The organism is Pedococcus sp. 5OH_020, from assembly GCF_027812955.1.
Lineage (GTDB): Bacteria > Actinomycetota > Actinomycetes > Actinomycetales > Dermatophilaceae > Pedococcus.
In genome coordinates this window covers 120,916-142,964 of sequence record NZ_JAPYZV010000006.1, presented here as the reverse complement: position 1 = coordinate 142,964, position 22,049 = coordinate 120,916, and the positions used below count along the sequence as shown (strand labels likewise).

The window sequence follows — 22,049 nt, the reverse complement described above, 5'->3', positions numbered from 1 at the left end:
CCCCGACGCAGCGGCGCCGTAGGCGCGGGGGATAGGCTGGGCATACCCATTGCCCGTCATTGTCGACGCTACGAAAGAGGCGTATTCGCCGTGCCCGACCAGTCCCCGACCAACGACCCCATGGCGGCCTTCGGGCCGAACGAGTGGCTCGTGGACGAGCTGTATGAGCAGTACAAGAACGACAAGAACTCCGTCGACAAGGCATGGTGGTCGTTCTTCGAGGACTACCAGCCCTCGGACGGTCGCAGCGGGAACGGCTCGTCGGCCAACGGCAGCTCGGGCACCGCCCCCGCGGCGCCGGCTCAGCCTCAGCAGAAGCCCCAGCAGAAGGCCCAGGAGCCGTCCGGCCAGGCGTCCGACGCCCTGCGGCCCGCTGCCCCTCGCCACTCCCCCGAGACGGCGGCGCGGCGCCAGGCACCCGCCACCGGCTCGCAGACGAGCCAGGCGACGACGACCGACAAGTCTGATGCCAGGACCGACCAGGCGGTGGCCGACAAGCCGGACGACAAGGAGGCCGCGGCACCAGCCAAGGAGAAGCCGAAGCCACGCGACCCGGCGACGCCCAAGCCGACCGGACCGGTCAACCAGGACGAGATCAAGCCGCTGCGGGGCGCGAGCGCCCGGGTGGTCACCAACATGGAGGCGTCCCTCAGCGTCCCCACGGCCACCAGCGTCCGGGCGGTTCCGGCGAAGCTCCTCATCGACAACCGCGTCGTGATGAACAACCACCTCCAGCGCTCCCGTGGAGGCAAGGTCTCCTTCACCCACCTCATCGGCTACGCGCTCGTCAAGGCGCTCGGGCACATGCCGGAGATGAACAACGGCTACACGGAGGAGGGCGGCAAGCCGGCGCTGGTCGTCCCCGGCCACGTCAACCTCGGCCTCGCCATCGACCTCGCCAAGCCCGACGGCACCCGTCAGCTCCTCGTCCCCAGCATCAAGTCGGCCGAGACCATGGACTTCGCCCACTTCTGGACGGCGTACGAGGACATCGTCCGCAAGGCCCGTGGTGGCAAGCTCACCGTGGAGGACTTCCAGGGCACGACGATCTCGCTCACGAACCCCGGGACGATCGGCACCAACCACTCGGTGCCCCGGCTCATGTCCGGACAGGGCGCCATCATCGGGGTCGGCGCGCTGGAGTACCCCGCCGAGTGGCAGGGTGCCAGCCAGGAGACGCTGAACCGCAACGCGGTCAGCAAGATCCTCACCCTGACCAGCACCTACGACCACCGCATCATCCAGGGCGCGCAGTCCGGGGACTTCCTGCGGATCGTCCACCAGCTCCTGCTCGGTGACAACGGCTTCTACGACGAGATCTTCGAGTCGCTGCGGCTGCCGTACGAGCCGGTGCGCTGGGTGCAGGACATCTCGGCGCACCACGACGACGACGTCAACAAGACCGCCCGTGTGCAGGAGCTGATCCACGCCTACCGGGTGCGCGGCCACCTCATGGCTGACACCGACCCGCTGGAGTACCGCCAGCGCCGTCACCCCGACCTCGACGTGACCAGCCACGGCCTGACGCTGTGGGACCTCGAGCGCGACTTCGCCACCGGTGGCTTCGGTGGGGCGCCCATGCTGAGGCTGCGCAAGATCCTCGGCATCCTGCGGGACTCCTACTGCCGCACCATCGGTACGGAGTACATGCACATCCAGGACCCCGAGCAGCGTCGCTGGCTGCAGTCCAAGATCGAGGTCGGCTACGCCAAGCCCGGTCCGGACGAGCAGCTGCGCATCCTGCGCCGGCTCAACGCAGCCGAGGCGTTCGAGACCTTCCTGCAGACCAAGTTCGTCGGCCAGAAGCGGTTCAGCCTCGAAGGTGGCGAGTCGGTCATCGCGCTGCTCGACCGCATCCTGTGCCGGGCCGCCGCCGACTCCATGGACGAGGTCTGCATCGGTATGCCGCACCGGGGCCGGCTCAACGTGCTGGCCAACATCGCGGGCAAGTCGTACGGCCAGATCTTCCGCGAGTTCGAGGGACGTCAGGACCCCAAGTCGGTCCAGGGCTCGGGTGACGTGAAGTACCACCTGGGCACCGAGGGCAAGTTCGTCGCGGAGGACGGCAGCAAGACCAAGGTGTACCTGGCCGCCAACCCCTCCCACCTGGAGGCGGTCAACCCGGTGCTCGAAGGCATCACCCGGGCCAAGCAGGACCGCCTCGACCTGGCGGGCGAGGACTTCACCGTGCTGCCGCTGCTGCTCCACGGCGACGCGGCCTTCGCGGGCCAGGGCGTCGTGGCGGAGACCCTGAACCTGTCGCAGCTGCGCGGCTACCGCACCGGCGGGACGATCCACGTCGTCATCAACAACCAGGTCGGGTTCACCACCTCGCCGAGCGCGAGCCGCTCCTCGACGTACTCGACCGACGTCGCCAGGATGATCCAGGCCCCGATCTTCCACGTGAACGGCGACGACCCTGAGGCCTGCGTCCGGGTGGCGGAGCTGGCCTACGAGTTCCGGCAGACGTTCAACAAGGACGTCGTCATCGACCTCGTCTGCTACCGGCGCCGCGGCCACAACGAGGGCGACGACCCGTCGATGACCCAGCCGCTGATGTACAACCTCATCGAGGCGAAGCGGTCGGTCCGCAAGCTCTACACCGAGTCCCTCATCGGGCGCGGCGACATCAGCCAGGAGGAGGCGGAGGGGGCGCTGCGCGACTACCAGCAACAGCTGGAGCGCGTGTTCGTGGAGACCAAGGCGGCGCTGAGGGAGGCGAGCACGGCCCAGAGCGACCGCACGCTCGCCGGCACGGACGCCGAGGGCCACTCGGGCCTGGAGCCACCGACTGCGCAGGCCAGCGACCAGACGACCCGCTCTCCGCAGGACACGGCGATCCCCGCGGACCAGCTACAGCACATCGGTGACGCCTTCGTGAACCCGCCCGCCGGGTTCACCGTGCACCCGAAGCTGCAGCAGGCCATGGAGAAGCGTGCCCAGTCCACCCGGGAGGGCGGCATCGACTGGGCGACCGGTGAGCTGCTGGCCTTCGGGTCGCTGCTCATGGAGGGCACTCCGGTGCGCCTGGCGGGCCAGGACAGCCGTCGCGGCACGTTCGTCCAGCGCCATGCCGTGCTGATCGACAAGACGACGGCCGAGGAGTGGACGCCGCTGCTGTACCTGGCGGAGGGCCAGGCCCGGTTCTGGGTCTACGACTCGCTGCTCTCGGAGTTCGCGGCGATGGGGTTCGAGTACGGGTACTCGGTCGAGCGGCCCGACGCCCTCGTGCTGTGGGAGGCGCAGTTCGGCGACTTCTTCAACGGCGCGCAGACGATCGTGGACGAGTTCATCTCCTCCTCGGAGCAGAAGTGGGGCCAGCGCTCGTCCGTCGTGCTGCTGCTGCCGCACGGCTACGAGGGACAGGGGCCCGACCACTCCTCCGCCCGCATCGAGCGCTTCCTGCAGCAGTGTGCCGAGGACAACATGACGGTGGCGTACCCGTCGACGCCCGCGAGCTACTTCCACCTGCTGCGGCGTCAGGCGTACGCCCGCCCACGCCGCCCGCTGGTCGTCTTCACCCCGAAGTCGATGCTGCGGCTGAAGGCGGCCAGCAGCATGCCCGAGGACTTCACCAGCGGGACGTTCCGTCCGGTGCTGCCCGACCGGGCCGCGCCGGAGGCGGGCAGGGTCACGCGGGTGCTCCTGGCCAGCGGCAAGGTCGTCTACGACCTCGAGGCCGCCCGGGAGAAGGAGGGCCACACCGACACGGCCGTCGTGCGGGTGGAGCAGCTGGCGCCACTCCCGGCCAAGGGCATCGCGGAGGAGCTTGCGAAGTACCCGGACGCCGAGGTCGTGTGGGTGCAGGACGAGCCACGCAACCAGGGCGCGTGGCCCTTCATGGCGCTCAACCTGCCGCAAGGCCTCGCGGAGCTCGGGGAGACCCGTCCGCTGCGGGTGGTGTCTCGCAAGCCATCCGCCTCACCGGCGACCGGCTCGAGCAAGCGACACGCGGAGCAGCAGGCGGAGCTCATCCGCAGCGCGTTCGCGCGTTAGGCCGCACGTAGGGTATGCCGCGTGGCCGAGTCGGCCACGCGGCATACGTCCAGATAGCCTTACGCGCGTGTACTTCACGGACCGCGGCATCGAGGAGCTCGCGGCCAGGCGAGGGGACGAGGAAGTCTCGTTCGAGTGGCTGGCCGAGCAGCTGCGTGCCTTCGTGGACCTCAACCCCGACTTCGAGACCCCCGTCGAGAGGCTGGCCACCTGGCTGGCGCGGCTCGACGACGACGAGGACTGACGCGTGAGCGAGCCCACCTTCACCCCCAGTGCGGAGTTCCAGGTCGCGGCGCAGGGTCCTCGGGACCTCGGCGTCGTCTTCATCGGCGCCTCCCTGGTCGCCGGCGTCGGAGATCCCAAAGGGCAGGGCTGGGTGTCGCGGGTCGTGGGCCGCACCCACCACCCCGACCTGGAGCTGACCGCGTACAACCTCGGCGTCCGCGGGAACACCTCCGGCGACGTCCTGGCGCGATGGAAGCCGGAGTGCGGTCCGCGCTGGCACGGCCGCGCCGAGAAGCGCCTGGTGGTCTCGGTCGGCACCAGCGACGCCGCCTCGGGAGTCAGCCTCGCCCGGCACCGCCTCAACCTGGCCAACATCCTCGACGACGCCGCGAGCGCCGGCATCGGCACCTTCGTGGTGAGCCCGCCCCCCACCGACGAGACGGACCTCAACGCCAAGCTCGAGGTGCTCGTGGAGGCGCAGGCCGATGTCTGCTCACGACGCGGGGTGCCGTTCGTGGACTGCTTCCGCCCGCTCCTGGGTCACGAGCAGTGGCAGACAGACCTTGCTGCGAGCCGGGTGCGGCACCACCCGGGGCAGGCCGGGTACGGCCTGATCGCTTGGCTGGTCCTGCACAACGGCTGGTACGACTGGCTGCAGATCTCGCCGAGCTAGTCGGCCGGTCCGCTCACAGCACCTCGTCAGCCAGCTTGCGCAGGGCGACCAGGGTGGACCGAGCGTCCTGGACCCCGCGTTCCCACGGGTCGATCACCGCCCGAAGCCGGGCTTCCACGTCCGTGCCCCGGGCCGGGCGGCTGGTCTGCGCGGGTCCCCCGGCGGTCTGCGCGTGCAGGTGCTGGCTCCATCGCGGGTCGATGAGGTGGTCCGGGTTCTGCGCAGCGCTCGACATACCTCCGTCATACGCCTACACCCTGTGCGAAGCCTGAAGATCGGGCACGGAAATGGTGTGCTGTGGTAAGGATCTCACCAAGGTCGGGGACGAAGGCGACATCTCGGTCAGACGGTGAACACCACCTTGCCGAAGACGTCGCCCTCGGCCATCTTCGCGAAGCCTTCCCGGGCACGTTCCAGCGGCAGCACGGTGTCGAGGACTGGTTCGATCCCGTGCTGGGCGACGAACCTGGCCAGGCGCTCGAGCTCGGTTCGGGTGCCCATGGTCGATCCGATGACACGCAGCTGCTTGAAGAAGATCTTGGTCAGCTCGGCCTTGGCCGGGGCGTCCCCCGACGTCGCCCCGGAGATGACGACGGCGCCACCGGGGTTCAGCGAGTTCACCGAGTGGGACCAGGTGGCCGCTCCGACCGTCTCCATGACCGCGTCCACGCGCTCCGGCAGCCGCTCGCCGTTGCCGAAGGCCCGGTCTGCGCCGATCTGCACCGCCCGTTGGCCCTTGGCGTCGTCGCGGCTGGTCACCCACATCCGGTACCCCGCGGCGCTGCCGAGCTGCACCAGCGCGGTGGCCACGCCGCCACCGGCTCCCTGGACGAGAACCGTGGCGCCTGGCGTCAGCCCGGCGCCGGTGAAGAGCATCCGGTAGGCAGTGAGCCAGGCCGTCGACAGGCACGCGGCGTGCTCCCAGGACAGACCGGCCGGTTTCGGCACCAGGTTGGCCTTGGGCACGCAGACCTGCTCGGCCAGCGTCCCGTCGTGCAGCTCGGACAGCAGGGTGCGGCGAGGGTCGAGGGTCTCGTCGCCCCGCCAGCCGTCGCTCGGGATGACAGCGTGGACGATGACCTCGTTGCCGTCGGGGTCGACCCCGGCACCGTCGCAGCCCAGGATCATGGGCAGCCGGTCGGGCGACAGACCCACTCCCCGAAGCGACCAGACGTCGTGGTGGTTGAGACCGGCGGCCTTGAGGGTGACGGTGGTCCAGCCGTCCGGCGCCTGCGGGTCCGGCCGCTCCCCCACCTCGAGGCCCGACAGCGGGTCGTCTGCAGACTGGCGGGCGGCGTAGGCGGCGAGCATGACCCCGACCCTAGCCGGAGGGTCGCCGCTCGAACTGTCGCCGGTGTCATACTCCGCAGCGTGGAGGCAGCACGGCTGGAGACGCAGGAGGCGGTGCTGCTCGCGCACGCCTTGCTGAGTCGGCTGGCCGAGGACGTCCAGGCGCGGGTGCTCTTCATCAAGGGCCCCACTGCCGTAGCGGTGGGCGCCAGACCCGTCCGCGGCTCCAGCGACGTGGACGCGCTCGTCGAACCCACGGCTTTTCGGAAGGTCTGCCAGGCTCTGGAGAGGTGTGGCTGGTCGCTGAGGACCCCGCTCGAGCCGGTCCGCAACGGGTCCGGGCTGGCCCTCGAGCACTCCGCCCACTACCTGCACCCGGACTGGCCCTGTGACATCGACGTGCACTACCTGTTCCCGGGGTTCCTCGCCCCGCCCGCGCAGGTCTTCGACAGGCTGTGGGAGCGACGGATCACCGTCACTCTGGCGGGACGCGAGGTCTCCTCACCCGACGTCCTGGGACAGAGTCTCGTGGTGGCCCTTCATGCTCTGCGCGACCTGGCCAGTGCACACGGCCGACACGATCTGGAGCACCTCACAGGCGTCCTGCAGGGGGCCGGTGGCGAACGCGTACGGGAGCTGGTGGCCCTTGCGGACGCCACGGGGGCCGTGGACACCGCCCGACCGCTGCTGACGACGCTGACCTGCGAGCTGCCGGCGCCCCACCGCTCGACCGGGCTGTCGGACTGGGAGTTCCGACAGCGGACGATGGGTGTCCCCGGCTCTCTCTGGCTGGGAGAGCTGCGTCGAGCCGGCTGGCGGGGGCGTGGCTCGCTGCTGCGCCAGGCGGTGCTACCCCCTCGGGAGCTGATGCTGAGCTCTCACCTGGCGACCGGCGCGACCCGCCGGCAGGTGCTCGGTCTGCACCTGACCCGCTGGCGGCGCGGGTTGCGAGCCCTTCCTCAGGCGCTTCGCTCGTCCCGCTTGGACCGACGCAGAAGGTGAGGGCCGGCTCAGCTGGCAGACCTGTCGTGGGCGACGTCGGCCAAGGAAGCGGCCAGGCTCTCGCGCCAGTGCGGCAAGGCGGCTAGGCGGGACATGCGCCAGGCATCGTGCCCGAGGACGCTGTAGCCGGGCCGTGGAGCAGGGCGAGGAAAGGCACTGGTGGTCGTCGGCCTGACCCGCTCGGGGTCGAGGCCCAGTCCGGCGAACACCTCGCGGGCGAGCCCGTACCAGGTGGTCTCCCCACTGGTGGTGGCGTGCCAGACGCCGAACGGCGCGGACTCCGCCACGAGGCGCACGATGCCTTGGGCGACGTCCATCGTCCAGGTCGGCTGGCCTCGCTGGTCATCGACGACATCCACCGTCTCGCGGGTCCGCGACAGCGCGGCCATCGTCCTGACGAAGTTCGGTCCGCCGGCGCCGTACAGCCACGCGGTGCGCACCACCCACGCCTGGGGACAGTGCGCCTGGACGGCCCACTCCCCCGCCGCCTTGGTCCGGCCATAGGCCGAACGGGGAGCGAGCGGCGCGTCCTCCGCGTATGGCTCCGTGGCGTCTCCGGAGAACACGTAGTCGGTGCTCAGGTGGACCAGCCGGGCGCCCGAGGCCCGGCACGCTCGAGCGACGTTGGCGGCGCCGACCGCGTTCACGGCGAACGCCTGCGCCTCGTGCGTCTCGGCGTCGTCCACCGCGGTGTACGCGGCACAGTTCACGACGACGTCGTGACCCCTCACCGCCTGCATCGCCGCGTCGGCCACGGTGATGTCGAGGTCCTTCCGGGTCAGAGCGGTGACCTCGCGTGGCTCGACCCCCGCCAAGGCCAGGGCCACCTGCAGGTCGAGCCCCAACATTCCCCCGGCCCCCGTGACGAGCCAGCGCGTCATCAGCGGCCCAGCCGGTCGTAGCGCGTCTCGGCCACGACCTTCGCGGTCCGCCACCAGTCCTGGTTGGTCTGGTACCAGTCGATCGTGTCGGCGAGCCCCGACCGGACGTCAGGATGAGCCGGACGCCAGTCCGTCTCCGTGCGCAGCTTGGTGGCGTCGATGGCGTAGCGCAGGTCGTGGCCCGGTCGGTCGGGCACGAGGTCGAACCAGTCTGCGGGCTTGCCCATCAGCTCGAGAAGAAGAAGCACGACATCCCTGTTGCTCATCTCTCCGTCAGCCCCGATGAGGTAGGTCTCGCCGAGGCGGCCCTGCTCAAGAATCGTGATCACGGCGTCGTTGTGGTCGTCGACGTGGATCCAGTCGCGGACGTTGGCCCCGGCGCCGTAGAGCTTCGGTCTCACACCCTCCAGGATGCCTGTGATCTGGCGAGGGATGAACTTCTCGACATGCTGGCGAGGCCCATAGTTGTTGGAGCAGTTCGACACGGTCGCTCTCAGCCCGAACGAGCGGACCCACGCCCGTACCAGCAGGTCGGCGCTGGCCTTGGAGGCGGAGTAGGGGCTCGAGGGGTTGACCGGCGTCGTCTCCGTGAACTTCGCCGGGTCGTCCAGCTCGAGGTCCCCGTAGACCTCGTCCGTGGAGATGTGGTGGATGCGCTTGTCGTGGCGGCGTACCGCCTGGAGGAGCTGGTACGTGCCCACGATGTTGGTGTCGATGAACGGCCAGGGGTCGTCCAGCGAGTTGTCGTTGTGGGAGTCCGCGGCGAAGTGGACCACGACGTCGTGAGCTGCCACGAGCTCGTCGACCAGGTCGGCGTCGGTGACGGAGCCCTTGACGATGTCGATGTCGGCGACCACCCGGTCGAGCGAGCTCAGGTTGGCGGCATACGTCATGAGGTCGAGAACCGTGAGCTGCCAGTCCGGGCGTTGCTCCCGTGCGCGGATGACGAAGTTCGAGCCGATGAAACCAGCACCGCCGGTGACGAGGACCTTCACGCAGGCGAGGCTACCGTGAAGGGCACTATGGTCTTGCCGCATGAAGGGCATCATCCTGGCAGGCGGTTCGGGAACGCGGCTGCATCCGATCACCCTGGGGATCAGCAAGCAGCTCATGCCGATCTACGACAAGCCGATGATCTACTACCCGCTGTCCACGCTGATGATGGCCGGGATCCGTGAGGTCCTGGTGATCACCACGCCCCACGACCGCTCACAGTTCGAGGCGCTGCTCGGCGACGGGTCGGCCTGGGGCATGTCGATCTCCTACGCCGTGCAGCCCAGTCCCGACGGTCTGGCTCAGGCCTTCCTCATCGGAGCGGACTTCATCGGCAGCGACCCGGTCGCCCTCGTCCTCGGCGACAACATCTTCTACGGCAGCGGCCTGGGAACGGCCCTCAGCGGTCGCGCTGGTGTGGTGGGCGGTCACATCTTCGCGTACCACGTCGCGGAGCCGCAGGCCTACGGTGTCGTCGAGTTCGCCCCCGACGGCACCGTCCTGTCCATCGAGGAGAAGCCTGCGAAGCCCAAGTCCAGCTACGCCGTTCCCGGCCTGTACTTCTACGACAACGAGGTCGTCGACATAGCGCGGAACCTGCGGCCCAGCGAGCGCGGCGAGCTCGAGATCACCGCGGTCCATGCCGAGTACCTGGAGCGCGGGTCTCTCACGGTGACGGTCCTTCCCCGCGGTACCGCCTGGCTCGACACAGGGACCTTCACGGGGCTGATGGACGCCTCGCAGTTCGTGCACGTCGTGGAGAGCCGTCAGGGGCAGAAGGTGGGCTGCGTCGAGGAGGTCGCCTGGCGCAACGGCTGGATCACCGACGAGCAGCTCGCCGACCTTGCCACCGCACTGCTCAAGAGTGGCTACGGCACCTACCTCGGCGGGCTCCTGGCGGACGAGGCGGGAGAGCGCTGATGGAGTTCCGCGAGCTCTCGGTGCCCGACGCCTTCGAGTTCACACCCGCCACGTTCCCCGACGCGCGGGGCGTCTTCACGGCTCCCTTCCAGCTGGAGCCGTTCACGGAGGCCGTCGGACACGGGCTGACCGTGAAGCAGACCAACGTGTCGATGTCTCGCAAGGGCGCCTTCCGTGGCATCCACTATGCGGACGTGCCGCCGTCGCAGGCGAAGTACGTCACCGCGGTCAGCGGCTCCCTCCTGGACTTCGTGGTCGACCTTCGGGAAGGGTCGCCGACTTTCGGAAAGTGGGACTGCGTCCTGCTCGACACCGTCGACCGCCGTGCCGTGTACCTGCCGGAGGGCCTGGGGCATGCGCTGTTCGCCCTGGAGGACGACTCCACGGCGCTGTACCTGTGCAGTGAGGCCTTCGCCCCACGGCGGGAGCACGGGATCAGTCCGCAGGATCCGGATATCAACCTCCAGCTCCCCCCGGGCATCGAGCCGGTCGTGTCCGAGAAGGACGCAGCCGCACCGCTGCTCTCCGAGCTCGCCGGTACGGGCACCCTCCCGACGTACGCGGCGTGTAGAGAGTTCTACTCGACCCTGACATAGGGCAGCGTCTGAACGTACGGCGCGAGGTGGGCCGTTCGGCCTCAACGTGCGGGTACGTGGGGGGACGGGCTGGTGTGAATGTCAACCGCATGTAAACTTCCGCGTGGCCCGGCAAGTTCCAGAAGGGGGACCGAGGTGCTCACCACGCGCGAACAACGTCGCATCCGGTTCGGCCGGTGGATGTGGGCGTTTCTCGACGCAGCCATCTGGGTTCTTGCGATCGTGGGCGCGGCCTGGCTCCGTTTCGACTTCCGGACCGACCCCGTGGCCACACCGGGGATGGCGTGGTTCCTCGGCATCGGCGTGGTACTGCACCTGATCGTGGGGGCCCTCATCGGTCCGTATGCAGTGGGGCACGAGCGGGGCTCGTTCGAGGAGACCGCCGACATCGGCAAGACCGTGCTCATCACGATGACCGCTCTCATGGCCACACTGCTGGTCGCACAGGGGCTCATGGTGCCCCGCTCCCTACCCTTCATCGCCGGGGCCTTCGCGCTGGTCGGCATGTTCTCGGCACGGTTCATCATCCGGACGGCCCGGGTACGCCGAGCAGCGGCCCTGCCCGAGGAGCGCCACGCCATCATCTTCGGCGCCGGCGAGGCGGGCCGTCGCCTGACCCGAAGCCTCATCCGGGACAGCGACAGCGGATTCCAGCCTGTCGCCCTGCTCGACGACGACAGGAGTAAAGCGCGCCTGCGCATAGAGGGCGTCAAAGTCCGCGGCACCCGGGCCGACCTCGCGCGGGTGGCCGAGAAGCACGGCGCCGACACGCTCATCATCGCCCTGCCGCTCGCGCAGGCGAGCACCATCCGCGAGCTGACGGAGCTCGCCGAGGAAGCCGGCCTGACCGTGCTGACCCTCCCACCGGTCAGGGACATCATCGGTGGGCGTCCCACCGCGGGAGACCTGCGCAACGTCGACGTCGCCGACCTCCTCGGCCGTCGCCCGGTCGAGCTCGACATGGCCGTGATCGCCGACCAGATCGCCGGGAAGCGGGTCCTCGTGACCGGCGCCGGCGGGTCGATCGGGTCCGAGCTCTGCCGCCAGATCATGAGGTTCGGCCCGGCAAAGCTCTACATGCTCGACCGCGACGAGTCCGGTTTGCAGGGCACTCAGATGACGCTCCAGGGCAACGGCCTGCTCAGCTCCGACGAAGTCGTGCTGGCGGACATCCGCGATGTCGCGACGATGGCCGAGGTCTTCAGCACCACCCGCCCCGACATCGTGTTCCATGCCGCGGCGCTGAAGCACCTGCCGCTGCTCGAGTCGTACCCGCTGGAGGCGTGGAAGAGCAACGTGCTGGGCACCCTCAACGTGCTCACGGCGGCGGCACAGGTCGGCGTCGGGACGTTCGTCAACATCTCGACGGACAAGGCCGCCAACCCGACGTGCGTCCTCGGCTACAGCAAGCGCGTCGCAGAGCGGCTGACCGCGGACTTCGCTCGCCGCGAGCCGGGACGCTACGTCTCTGTGCGCTTCGGCAACGTGCTCGGCTCGCGCGGGTCGGTGGTGCACGCCTTCACGGCCCAGATCGAGCGTGGTGGGCCCATCACGGTGACCCACCCCGACGTCGAGCGGTTCTTCATGCTCATCCCTGAAGCCTGCCAGCTCGTCCTCGAGGCCGCCTCCATCGGTCGCGACGGTGAGGTGATGGTCCTCGACATGGGCGAGCAGGTGAAGATCGTCGATGTGGCCAACACGCTGGTCCGGATGTCGGGCCGGCGGGACATCGACATCGTCTACACCGGTCTGCGACCAGGCGAGAAGCTCGGTGAGGAGCTCTTCTCGACCCATGAGGACCGTCGCGAGACGGCGCACCGGCTGGTATCGAGCGTGGGCGTTCCCGAGATCGAGGCGAGCACCGTCGGCCGGCTACGGCCGTCAAGCCACCAGGACGCGGCAGCCTGGATGCGTGAGGAGTCGGTCACGATGTCGTCGGACGCGCTGCGGGTCGACGCCAGATGAGTCGGATCTTCCTCAGCAAGGCAGACGTCACGCAGGTCGAGGAGGAGTTCGTCCTCGACGCGGTGCGCTCGGGCTGGGTGGCACCCCTCGGCCCCCACGTGGATGCCTTCGAGGGGGAGATCGCGGCTCGCATCGGCGTTGCCGGTGCGCTGGCGCTCTCCTCCGGCACTGCTGCTCTGCACCTCGCCCTGCTCCACCTCGGCGTGGGACCGGGCTCCGTCGTGGTCCTGCCGTCCATGACCTTTGCCGCGAGCGCCAACGCCGTGGCCTACACGGGCGCCGAGCCGGTGTTCGTCGACGCGGATGTGAGCGACGCCAACGTCGACCCTCAGCTCCTCCTCGAGGCAGTCGACACCCTGGTGGCAGAAGGCACGCACGTGGCCGCCGTGATGGTGGTGGACCTTTTCGGTCGCACCGTCGACTACGCCGCCATCGCCGACCCCCTGCTGCAGCGTGGCATTCCACTCGTCGAGGACGCCGCCGAGGCGCTGGGCGCTTCGTTCGAGGGGCGGTGCGCGGGATCGTTCGGCCGGGCTGCCGCTCTGTCGTTCAACGGCAACAAGATCATGACCACCTCTGGCGGCGGCATGCTGCTGAGCGACGACCTGGAACTCATCGAGAAGGCCCGCTACCTGTCCACCCAGGCACGTCAGCCGGTTCCCTGGTACGAGCACACGGACATCGGGTACAACTACCGGCTGTCCAACGTCCTCGCTGCTCTCGGACGGGCCCAGCTGACCCGTCTCGACACGATGATCAGCCGCCGCAGGGCGGTCCGCCGGGCGTACGTCGAAGCGCTGGCCGACCTGCCGGGAGTCCGCTTCCTCCCCGGCGACGGCTCCCGGCCGGATGCTGAGGACAACTGCTGGCTCACGACGATCACGCTCGACCCCGACCAGACCTCGGTGACGGCCGATGCCCTGATCAAGGCGCTCGCCGAGGACGACATCGAGGCTCGGCACCTGTGGAAGCCGATGCACGCGCAGCCGGTCTTCGCCGGTGCTCGTGCCTTCCTCAACGGGTCGTCCGACCGGCTCTTCCGGACCGGCGTCACGCTGCCTAGCGGGTCGGTCCTCAGCGACGCGGACGTGGAGCGGGTCGTGCATGTCGCGCGAGCGGCTCTCGACCACAGCTGACGGATGACGCCTGACCGCTCCCAGCGCGTTCTCGACCTCGCGATCGCTCTGCCCGCCGCCGTGCTGAGCCTGCCCGTGCAGGCGCTCCTGGCCGTCCTCGTCCGATGGAGACTGGGGCGCCCGGTGCTCTTCCGCCAGACCCGGCCCGGCCTGCATGGCGAGCCCTTCCAGCTACTCAAGTTCCGGACGATGCGCCCTCTCGACCCTCAGGGGTCCGCGGCGACCGACGCAGCCCGGCTGACGGAGTTCGGTCGCCTCCTGCGCTCCTCCAGCCTGGACGAACTGCCTTCGCTGTGGAACGTCGTGAGGGGGGAGATGTCGCTGGTGGGGCCGAGACCCCTGCTGATGCAGTACCTCGACCGGTACTCCCCCGAGCAGGCCAGGCGCCATGAGGTGCGACCGGGGCTGACCGGTCTGGCGCAGGTGTCGGGCCGCAACAGTCTCTCGTGGGAGGAGAAGTTCCGTCTGGACGTCCAGTACGTCGACACTCGGTCGACGTTGCTCGATCTACGCATCTTGGCGCGGACTGTCCTCCAAGTCCTGACACGGGCCGGCATCAGCATGGAAGGTCACGTCACCGCGCCTGAGTTCCTGGGCTCGCTCTCCGACGAGGACCCTCGATGAACCCGGTGGTGATCGTCGGTACGGGCGGCTTCGGCAGGGAGGTCTTCGCGATCATCGAGGCGCTTCGGGCAAGCGGCGGCGACTGGGTCGTGGAGGGCTTCGTCGACGACCATCCCCGCGCCGAGGACCTCGAGCGCGTCGCCTCGCTCGGGACACGGGTCGTTGGGTCGGTCGCGACCCTCGCGTCTCGCCGCTCAACGTTCGACGCGGTCATCGCGGTCGGCTCGGCGGCAGCGAGGCGAGCCATCGACGCTGCGCTGGCCTCCTCGCCCGTGAGCTTTCCCTCGCTGGTTCATCCGGACGCCACACTTGGTCTGGAGATCAGGGCATCGCCCGGAGTGGTCATCGCGGCAGGTGCCCGGCTCAGCACGAACATCACCCTGGGGAGGCATGTGCACGTCGACCAGAACGTCACCGTCGGTCACGACTCCGTCCTGCACGACTTCACCAGGCTCAACCCCCAGGCCTGCATCTCGGGCTCGGTCACCGTTGGGCCAGGCTCGACTGTGGGTGCGAACGCCACGGTCCTGCAAGGGCTCGCCGTCGGGAGCAGCTGCACCGTGGGGGCCGGCGCCGTCGTCACGCGCGACGTCCGGGACGGCTCGGTCGTCAAGGGGGTGCCGGCACGGTGACCCAGGCGACGCGGGTCACGCTGGTCCTGAAGACGAACGAGGGCGGCCTGTGGGCTGTCCCGCAGCTCGTGGCGCTGAGGGCTCGCGGCGCGGACGTGACGGTGGTACTCCCCGCAGGGCCTGGCCGCCTCCGCCGAGCCTTGACGGCTCAAGGCTTCCCCGTGCTGGACTCGCCCTTCGACTTCCGCTTCCGTCCGTCACTCAGCCTGGCCAGCGGCCTGCTTCGGCTGCGTCGACTCCTGCGTTCCACCGCTCCAGACGTGATCTTCTACCACCTCTACGCGTCCGCCCTTGCCTGCCGTATCGCCGGCATCGCGCTCGGCGCACGACGCGTGCACATGGTGGCGGGGCCGCTGTACCTGGAGAACGGCATCATCCGTGCCGTCGAGCGCTTCCTCTGCCGGTTCGACAGCATGCTCATCGCCGGCTCGGAGTACACCGCCCGGGCATACCGGCGCATCGGTCTCCCTGCCGGGCGTCTGCGCACGATCCCCTACGGGGTGGACACCGAGCGGTTCCGCCCCGGGAGCAACCAGCGAAGGGAGCTGTACGGGGTGGGCGACAGCACCTTCGTCGTCATCATGGTGGCCTACGTCTACGCTCCCAAGGGCACGGTCTTCCCCGGCGTCGGGATCAAGGGGCACGACCTGGTGCTCCAGGCGTGGACGGAGTTCACCCAGCGCCACCCGGACTCCTTGCTCGTGCTCGTGGGGAGCGGCTTCGACTCGGACGGTGAGGCACATCGGCAGCAGCTCCTGAGGTCGTACGACGTCGGGCGCAGCACGACCATCCGCTGGTTCGAGACGGTCGACGATGTGCGCCCGCTCTACGCCAGCGCCGACCTCTCGGTCTCGCCGTCACTGTCCGAGAACCACGGCGCTGCCCTGGAGGCGTCGGCCATGGGCCTTCCCTCGATCGTCAGCGACGCCGGCGGACTGCCGGAGGCTGTCACCGACGAGTCGGGCTGGGTGGTCCCGGCCGGGGACCGTGACGCCCTCCTGGCCGCCCTTCTCATTGCGCACTCTCAGGTCTCGGACGGATCCCTGGCCGCCCGTGGTCGCGCCGCGCGGCAGCTCATGGGGCAGCATTTCGACTTGGAGAAGTGTGTCGCCCAGGTCGCTGATGTCGTCCTCCGACGGGCCGCACCGTGATCAGCGTGGCTGTCTTCACAGAGCAGCGGTCCTGGACCGACGAGCACGGTCACGCACGTGGGCTGAAGCAGCTGAGCGCGGTCGCGGCACTGTCGGCGCGGGTTCCCTGCACGGTGGTCAGCCGTGGCGCTGCTCACGCGGAGGGCGCCACGCCCCTCCTACCCCGGCAGGTGGGACATGCCGTTCTGCCGTGGCCACAGTCACGCCGCGACATCGCGGACCTTCTCCGCTTCCTACTTCGGGCCTGGTCGGTTGTGGGCCGCGCCGAGGGTGTGCTGGCCTATGCACCTGGTGTGGTCGGTGCGGTGGCGACTGCGGTTGCGATCCTGCGACGCAAGCCCTTGGTGGTCGTCGCGGTCGGAAACCCCCGAGAGGCCCTGGCCCCCGAAATGTTCCCCGGCCTTGCGGGAGCCGTCATCCGAACTGTGCTCGCGCGCGCCATGACATTAGCCTGTCGGCGGGCGCGCGTGATCCGGTACGTCACCGCGGCAGCGCTCCAGGAGGAGTTTCCGCCTGGACCGAAGTCAGCCGCCTTCGCCGCGACCGACACCGGTCACGTCAACGCGGGACAGCCCCGTCCCGCGCCGGGAGACCGCGCCGTGCGCGTATTGACGGTGGCCAGCCTGGACCAGCCCTACAAGGGAGTCGCCGAGCTGATGGAAGCGGTAATCGCGCTGCGTTCCCGCGGGCGCGACGTCAGACTGAGCATCGCTGGAACCGGACGGCTGAGGTCGGAGCTCGAGCGGTACGGTCGGAAGCGGCTCGGCGATGCCGTCCGGTTCCTCGGCCACCTGGATGACGGGCAGCTGGACGCCGCCTATCAGGAGGCGGACTGCTTCGTTCTCGCCTCCTGGAGCGAGGGCTTGCCTCGCGCGCTGGTGGAGGCCATGGCTTCCGGGCTTCCGGCGGTCGCCACCCGCGTCGGGGGGGTCCCGGAGCTGCTGGAACCACATCGCCTTGTACCGCCACGGGAGCCGGAAGCACTCGCCGCCGCGATCGCACGTCTCGTGGAGGACCCCGCTGCCTGGACGACCTCGGCCGCCAGGAACATCAAGGTGGCCGTCGCGTTGACGGAGGCGGCGGCCGACGCGGAGGACCAGTTCGTGGCCGCCGCAGCACGAGCCGTAGGCTCCTCGCGATGAAGGTTCTGCATGTCTTCGGCTCGATGGACATCGGCGGAGCGGAGATGCGGACGCTCGAGCTCATGCGAGAGCTCGCCCCCCGAGGTGTCGAGTTCCACTTCCTCACGCTCTCGGGCCGAGAGGGTGTCCTTGCTCAGCAGATCCGGGATCTGGGGGGCCAGGTTCATCCTGTGGCGCTCAGCCCCGGCTTCCCGGCCCGCTACGTGGCGTTGTTGCGAACCCTGCGTCCGCAGGTGGTGGACAGCCATGTCGCCACGTTCTCCGGGGCGCTGCTGCTGGGCGCGTGGCTGTGCCACGTGCCCCGCCGGGTGGCGCATTTCCGCAGCGACGGAGACGGGCATGTGGACAGCCTGCGGAGGCGGTCCCAGCGGTCGCTGATGCGCGCGCTGATCCGCGGCTTCGCGACCGACATCGTCGGCGTGAGTCCTTCCTCGCTGTCGGATGGCTACCGGAAGGACTGGGCAACGGACGCACGAGCGCGCGTCCTCGTCAACGGCATACCCCGGTTCGTCCCCGACCCGGAGGGCGCCTCCCTGCGGGAGCTCGTCGCAGCGCCGGGCCAGCTCCTCCTGCACGTCGGTCGCCCGTCCCCGGAGAAGAACCGCGTGCACACCGTCCGGGTCCTTCGGGCGCTGTGCGACCGAGGCGGAGACTGGCACCTGGCCCTGGTGGGAGGTCAGGGCGCCGACTCCGAGCAGGTGATGGCCGAGGCGAGCAGGCTGATGGTCACCGGGCGCGTGCATGACCTCGGGTCCCGCCTCGATGCTCGTCAGCTCATGAGCGGGGCCGATGTCGTACTACTGACGAGTCTGCGTGAGGGCTTGCCGGGTGTGGTGATCGAGTCCCTGTCCACGGGTACGCCGGTCGTCGCCTCCGCCCTGCCCGGAGTCCAGTTCATCGCGTCTCACGTACCTGGGGTCTACCCTGTCTCCCTGGAGTCCCCGGTGGACGCCTGGGCAGTGGCAGTGGAGATGGCGGCGGAGGCCGGCCGCAGTCTCGAGTGGCGAAGGAGCTTGGAGAGTGACTTCGACTCGAGCCTCTTCGCGCATGGCACCGCCACGCGGGAGCACCTTCGGCTCTACTCGGGTACAGGGCATGAGTAGCGACGCCCGGGACAGCCCGCCGCTGCGCTTCTGGTGGATCGTCCTCTTCGCTCTGGTGCTGCTCGTGCTTCTCGCCTTCCGCGTGCCGCTCGAGGGCTCGCGGCAGGGCGCTGCACTGGTCGCCTGTCTGGTCGGCACCGCCTCGGTGCTCGTCATCCTGCGGCTGAACCCCGCCCGGCCGCTGCTCCTAGGGAGCATCTACGCTGCCCTGCTGACGGTCTTCCACGTGGGGCTGCTGCTCCCGATCTCTCTGGGCGCGCCGGTCAGCCTGTTCAATCCCGCCGACCTGAAGTGGGTGGAAAGCCCCGGTTTCGTGTCGGCTGCGGTGTTGGCGGCGATCGCCATCACCGCCTTCACCCTCGGCTACCTCCTTCGCTACCGGTTCATCGACAAGCCACCCGAGGCGCCGCCGCCCACGGCGGCGAAGGGCAACGACGGTGCCGGCATCGTCGGCGCCACCCTGCTGCTCGCGGGCGTCCTGCTGTGGCTGTTCATCGTGCTCCGCTCGGGTGTCCCCATCATCGGGTCCTCCTATGCAGGGTTCCTCGAGGCCACGTCCGGCACGCAGCTCCCCACCGCGTACCTCCTGATGGGTTTCGGCATGGGCGCCGTGGCAGCCAGTGACCGTCAGGGCGTGCGTCGCGTAGCCCTCGTCGCGTTCGGCCTCTGGGCCGTTCCGGCCTTCCTGCTCGGCCTGCGCGGTGAGGTCATCATCCCGGCCGCCTGTTACATCGTCGTCGCCGCCCGCCGCAGGGAGATCCGGCTTCGTGCCTGGATGGCCTTCGCCGGGGTGGCGGCGCTCGCGGCCGGCTCAGCCGTGCGCGTCCTGCGACAGTTCGGTCTCGGCGGTGGCGGGACCAGCCTCACGGCCTTCAACCCGTTCGAGGGCATCGCCGAGCTCGGGTACTCCATCAGGCCGCTCGCCGTGGTCTCGAACTACCACGACCGTCTGGACGAGCCGTTCGTCGGCATAGCGACCTACCTCGCGCCGTTCCGGCGTTTTGTCGTGGGCCGCCTCCTGGGCGGGGAGGTGACTCCAGTCGCCGACGACCCCACCGTCTTCGGCGCCATGATCGCCCGTCGGGTAGGGCCGATCGGCGGCTCACCGGCGGCAGAGGCCTACCGTTCGCACGGCCTGTTGGGGCTCGTCATCGTGCTTGCACTCATCGGCATCCTCGTGGCCACACTGGACTCCGTCCGGGTGACGCAGTACTCGAATGCCACCATCGGGATGCTTGCCTTCGCCCTGCTCCTGTGGGTCCGTAACGACTTCACCCCCGTCCCGGCCGAGTGCGCGTCCACCATCCCCGTCCTCTTGGCGATCTGGGTGCTGAACCAGCGTCATCGCAGCTCCACCGAGCCAGACGCACAGACGAAGACCCGCGGCCTTGCGCGGTAACAGGATCAGAGCGCTCTCGGGAGTGACCGGTTCGGCCATCGGGAACGCCGCGAGCGCCATGCTGCTCGGCGTCGTAACGGCCCGGCTCCTGGGGCCTGTCGGCCAGGGCACCCTGACGCTGGTGACGACCACCTCGGCGATGACGGTGCTCGCGCTCTCGGCGGGCACCGGAATCAGCCTGCGGGTCCGGTCCGCGCCCGTTCCCGACCCCACGGACGTGCGCGCGTTCCTGGGCCTCTCGCTGGGGCTCATGCCCCTGTCCGGCCTGGTCACCATGGCTGCTGCGTGGCTCCTCGCCGCACGGGTGGTGGGCCTTGGCGCCTTGGTGGCGATCTTCGCGTATGGGGCCGCCGCCCTCCTGTCGCGTCAGGCCTCCGACCTCGTCCAGGCCTACGGACGCACGAGCGCCTCGATCCTCTCGATCGGGGTCGGGTTCCTGGTGCAGGCAGTCGCCTTCGGTGCGCTTGCCGGGCTGGGTCATCGGAGCGTGGCAGGCGCACTCGCCTGCGGGGTGCTGGGTGCCGTGGCGCAGTGTCTCTTCTCGTGGGCCTGCATCCGAGCCTTCCGGCCGGCGCTCCTGGCGACCTGGCGACTCGAGCGGTGGCTCGCCCTCATCCGCCAGGGCGCGCCGACAGTGGGGTATGGCCTGGGCCTGCTCGCGATGCAGCGCCTGGACCGCCTCCTGCTGGTGCCTCTGGCCGGACCACGCGCTGGCGGTGTCTACGCTGTGGCCGCCACGGTGGCCGAGGCGGCTCGCATCACGTCCTCTGCCGTCGGCCAGCTGCTCTTCGTGCGCACGGCCGGCTCGCGGGGGGTCACCCGCGAGGTCCGGCACCTCTACCAGCTCGCGGTGGTCCTTCAGCTCCTCATCATCGGTGTGCTCGAGCTGCTGGCGCCCTGGGTCGTGGGGCAGGTTTTCGGCGCGGACTACCTCCCCGCCGTCCCACTGCTGCGAGGTCTGTTGGTCGCGGAGCTCTTCATGGGACTGGCGCTGATGGACTCGCGCATCGTCATGGGGCTGGGCCGACTGCGCGAGGTGGGAGCCGTCACACTGGCATCCACCTCGCTCGCCGTCGCTGTGTATGCCGTGCTGATCCATGCCGGTGGAGCAGCCGGAGCGGTGCAGGCCTCGGTCGCGACCTACGCGGTCTATGCCACCCTGCTGCTGTGGCAGCGCACGCGAGCGGCGCGAACAGCGGAGAGGAAGCCCCTGAATGTCTGAGCTGGGCCGACGACTGGCGGCGGTCGCCTACGACTCCTTCGCACGTCATCTGCACACGCTTCTGCCGGGAGGGCACCGCCTTCGGGCCTGGCTGGCCAACCGCATCTGCGAGCGGGTCGCGTCCACCGCGTCCATCGAGCCAGGAGCACGCCTAAGCCGTTACCTGGTCGTTGAGGACAGGGCAGGCATCGGCGCGTCGTCGTGGTTCATCGGCGGCGGAAGCATTCACCTCGGACGGAACCTGCGCATGGGCCCGCAGTGCCTGTTCATTACCAACGACCACCCGGTCCCGGGCCACGGGCAGACCTTCGATGACGTACAGGGGACGTCACGGCCCATCACCGTGGAGGACGACGTCTTCCTCGGGGCGCGCACGGTGGTCCTGCCCGGTGTGACAATCGGAACCGGTGCGACAGTCGGAGCTGCCTCGGTGGTCACCAAAGACATCCCAGCCGGCGCCGTCGCGGCCGGTTCTCCGGCCCGCGTCCTTCGGGTCAGGCAGGTGCGCGATGCCTGACCCGCTCGGCTGGACCCTTCGCGCCGACGCCTACCGCATCACGGGAACGATGAGCTGGTCCTCCGTGCTGCGCCAGCTCGTCGCGGGCGAGACCTACGCGTACGTGTTCTGGATGCGCATCTGCGCCCACCTTCAGACCGCTGGGGTCCCCCGACCCCTCCTCCTCCCGGCGCGACTGGTACTGCGTCGGCTGCGATACCGTATGGGCATCAACCTGCCCTACGTGACGGCCGTAGGGCCTGGTCTTCTCGTCGGGCATGCCGGCGGCATCGTGGTCAACGCCGCTGCGGTCATCGGGAGAAACTGCAACCTGAGCCACAATGTGACCATCGGTAGTACGAAGGGCGACAGGACGGGGGTGCCCTCGATCGGGGACAACGTCTACCTGGGCCCCGGTGCGGTTCTGGTGGGAGCAATCCACATCGGCGACGGCGTCTCGGTCGGCGCCAACTCCGTAGTCGTGGACGACGTTCCGGACGGCGTGACCGTGGCGGGTGCACCGGCTCGCGTCGTCTCGAGGTCCGGTTCCTCGGCGTGGGTCAACCGGACCGACTACGCTGGACCGCCGAGCCGCTGAACGA

At 69.4% G+C, this 22,049-nt stretch carries 21 protein-coding genes; 17 read left to right on the top strand and 4 right to left on the bottom strand.

The features are described 5' to 3' along the window. Positions 1 to 120: 120 nt before the first annotated feature. The 3 genes from PHA84_RS12680 (at position 121) to PHA84_RS12670 (ending at position 4,894) form a co-directional block, all read left to right on the top strand. Positions 121 to 3,996 carry a multifunctional oxoglutarate decarboxylase/oxoglutarate dehydrogenase thiamine pyrophosphate-binding subunit/dihydrolipoyllysine-residue succinyltransferase subunit gene (locus tag PHA84_RS12680; protein ID WP_442952891.1) on the top strand — a complete coding sequence of 1,292 codons (3,876 nt, stop codon included), beginning with the start codon at positions 121 to 123 and terminating at the stop codon, positions 3,994 to 3,996. 67 nt (positions 3,997 to 4,063) lie between these two features. Next, positions 4,064 to 4,240 carry a DUF6104 family protein gene (locus PHA84_RS12675; RefSeq protein WP_270888481.1) on the top strand — a complete coding sequence of 59 codons (177 nt, stop codon included), beginning with the start codon at positions 4,064 to 4,066 and terminating at the stop codon, positions 4,238 to 4,240. A gap of 3 nt (positions 4,241 to 4,243) precedes the next feature. After that, positions 4,244 to 4,894, top strand: coding sequence for a GDSL-type esterase/lipase family protein (locus PHA84_RS12670; protein WP_270888480.1), 651 nt, complete (start codon positions 4,244 to 4,246; stop codon positions 4,892 to 4,894). A 13-nt stretch (positions 4,895 to 4,907) separates the two neighbouring features. Here the strand turns inward: PHA84_RS12670 and PHA84_RS12665 are convergent, their stop codons facing one another. Further along, positions 4,908 to 5,129 carry a hypothetical protein gene (locus tag PHA84_RS12665; RefSeq protein WP_270888479.1) on the bottom strand — a complete coding sequence of 74 codons (222 nt, stop codon included), beginning with the start codon at positions 5,127 to 5,129 and terminating at the stop codon, positions 4,908 to 4,910. 107 nt (positions 5,130 to 5,236) lie between these two features. Continuing rightward, positions 5,237 to 6,205, bottom strand: coding sequence for a zinc-binding dehydrogenase (locus tag PHA84_RS12660; protein ID WP_270888478.1), 969 nt, complete (start codon positions 6,203 to 6,205; stop codon positions 5,237 to 5,239). On the opposite strand from PHA84_RS12660, the gene PHA84_RS12655 reads away from it, so the two are divergent. Continuing rightward, positions 6,125 to 7,186 (top strand): nucleotidyltransferase family protein, encoded by a 1,062-nt coding sequence (locus PHA84_RS12655; RefSeq protein WP_270888657.1) that lies wholly within the window; start codon positions 6,125 to 6,127, stop codon positions 7,184 to 7,186. The two genes, PHA84_RS12660 and PHA84_RS12655, sit on opposite strands and share 81 nt — an antisense overlap. A gap of 8 nt (positions 7,187 to 7,194) precedes the next feature. On the opposite strand, the gene rfbD is transcribed toward PHA84_RS12655, so the two are convergent. Further along, the gene (rfbD, locus tag PHA84_RS12650) at positions 7,195 to 8,067 is read right to left on the bottom strand and encodes a dTDP-4-dehydrorhamnose reductase (RefSeq protein ID WP_270888477.1); all 873 of its coding nucleotides are present in this window, start codon (positions 8,065 to 8,067) and stop codon (positions 7,195 to 7,197) included. Beyond that, entirely contained in the window at positions 8,067 to 9,062 is a 996-nt protein-coding gene (gene rfbB / locus PHA84_RS12645; protein ID WP_270888476.1) for a dTDP-glucose 4,6-dehydratase, read from the bottom strand. Before rfbB ends, rfbD begins: the two co-directional genes overlap by 1 nt. A gap of 40 nt (positions 9,063 to 9,102) precedes the next feature. Here rfbB and rfbA point away from each other — a divergent pair, with 40 nt between their 5' ends. From rfbA to PHA84_RS12580, 13 genes are all read left to right on the top strand, one after another. After that, positions 9,103 to 9,981, top strand: a complete 879-nt coding sequence (gene rfbA / locus PHA84_RS12640; protein ID WP_270888475.1) for a glucose-1-phosphate thymidylyltransferase RfbA — start codon at positions 9,103 to 9,105, stop codon at positions 9,979 to 9,981. After that, a complete protein-coding gene (locus tag PHA84_RS12635) occupies positions 9,981 to 10,577 on the top strand; it encodes a dTDP-4-dehydrorhamnose 3,5-epimerase family protein (protein WP_270888474.1) in 597 nt (198 codons plus the stop codon). The genes rfbA and PHA84_RS12635 overlap by 1 nt, the downstream gene beginning before the upstream one ends. Positions 10,578 to 10,712: 135 nt before the next feature. Next, on the top strand, positions 10,713 to 12,542 hold the full coding sequence (locus PHA84_RS12630) for a nucleoside-diphosphate sugar epimerase/dehydratase (RefSeq protein ID WP_333742308.1): 1,830 nt from the start codon (positions 10,713 to 10,715) through the stop codon (positions 12,540 to 12,542). After that, positions 12,539 to 13,678, top strand: a complete 1,140-nt coding sequence (locus tag PHA84_RS12625) for a DegT/DnrJ/EryC1/StrS family aminotransferase (RefSeq protein WP_270888473.1) — start codon at positions 12,539 to 12,541, stop codon at positions 13,676 to 13,678. The genes PHA84_RS12630 and PHA84_RS12625 overlap by 4 nt, the downstream gene beginning before the upstream one ends. A gap of 3 nt (positions 13,679 to 13,681) precedes the next feature. Further along, positions 13,682 to 14,302, top strand: coding sequence for a sugar transferase (locus tag PHA84_RS12620; protein ID WP_270888472.1), 621 nt, complete (start codon positions 13,682 to 13,684; stop codon positions 14,300 to 14,302). Next, entirely contained in the window at positions 14,299 to 14,934 is a 636-nt protein-coding gene (locus PHA84_RS12615; protein WP_270888471.1) for an acetyltransferase, read from the top strand. The genes PHA84_RS12620 and PHA84_RS12615 overlap by 4 nt, the downstream gene beginning before the upstream one ends. Continuing rightward, positions 14,931 to 16,085: a glycosyltransferase family 4 protein gene (locus PHA84_RS12610; protein WP_270888470.1), complete on the top strand. Its 1,155-nt coding sequence runs from the start codon at positions 14,931 to 14,933 to the stop codon at positions 16,083 to 16,085. The genes PHA84_RS12615 and PHA84_RS12610 overlap by 4 nt, the downstream gene beginning before the upstream one ends. A 5-nt stretch (positions 16,086 to 16,090) precedes the next feature. Then, positions 16,091 to 17,227 (top strand): glycosyltransferase, encoded by a 1,137-nt coding sequence (locus PHA84_RS12605; RefSeq protein ID WP_270888469.1) that lies wholly within the window; start codon positions 16,091 to 16,093, stop codon positions 17,225 to 17,227. Next, positions 17,224 to 18,330 carry a glycosyltransferase gene (locus PHA84_RS12600; protein WP_270888468.1) on the top strand — a complete coding sequence of 369 codons (1,107 nt, stop codon included), beginning with the start codon at positions 17,224 to 17,226 and terminating at the stop codon, positions 18,328 to 18,330. Before PHA84_RS12605 ends, PHA84_RS12600 begins: the two co-directional genes overlap by 4 nt. Next, entirely contained in the window at positions 18,323 to 19,729 is a 1,407-nt protein-coding gene (gene wzy / locus PHA84_RS12595) for an O-antigen polysaccharide polymerase Wzy (protein ID WP_270888467.1), read from the top strand. The genes PHA84_RS12600 and wzy overlap by 8 nt, the downstream gene beginning before the upstream one ends. After that, complete coding sequence (locus PHA84_RS12590) at positions 19,719 to 20,951, top strand: lipopolysaccharide biosynthesis protein (RefSeq protein WP_270888466.1); 1,233 nt, start codon at positions 19,719 to 19,721, stop codon at positions 20,949 to 20,951. The genes wzy and PHA84_RS12590 overlap by 11 nt, the downstream gene beginning before the upstream one ends. Beyond that, positions 20,944 to 21,468, top strand: a complete 525-nt coding sequence (locus PHA84_RS12585; RefSeq protein WP_270888465.1) for an acyltransferase — start codon at positions 20,944 to 20,946, stop codon at positions 21,466 to 21,468. The genes PHA84_RS12590 and PHA84_RS12585 overlap by 8 nt, the downstream gene beginning before the upstream one ends. After that, complete coding sequence (locus tag PHA84_RS12580) at positions 21,461 to 22,045, top strand: hypothetical protein (protein ID WP_270888464.1); 585 nt, start codon at positions 21,461 to 21,463, stop codon at positions 22,043 to 22,045. The genes PHA84_RS12585 and PHA84_RS12580 overlap by 8 nt, the downstream gene beginning before the upstream one ends. Positions 22,046 to 22,049 lie beyond the last annotated feature (4 nt).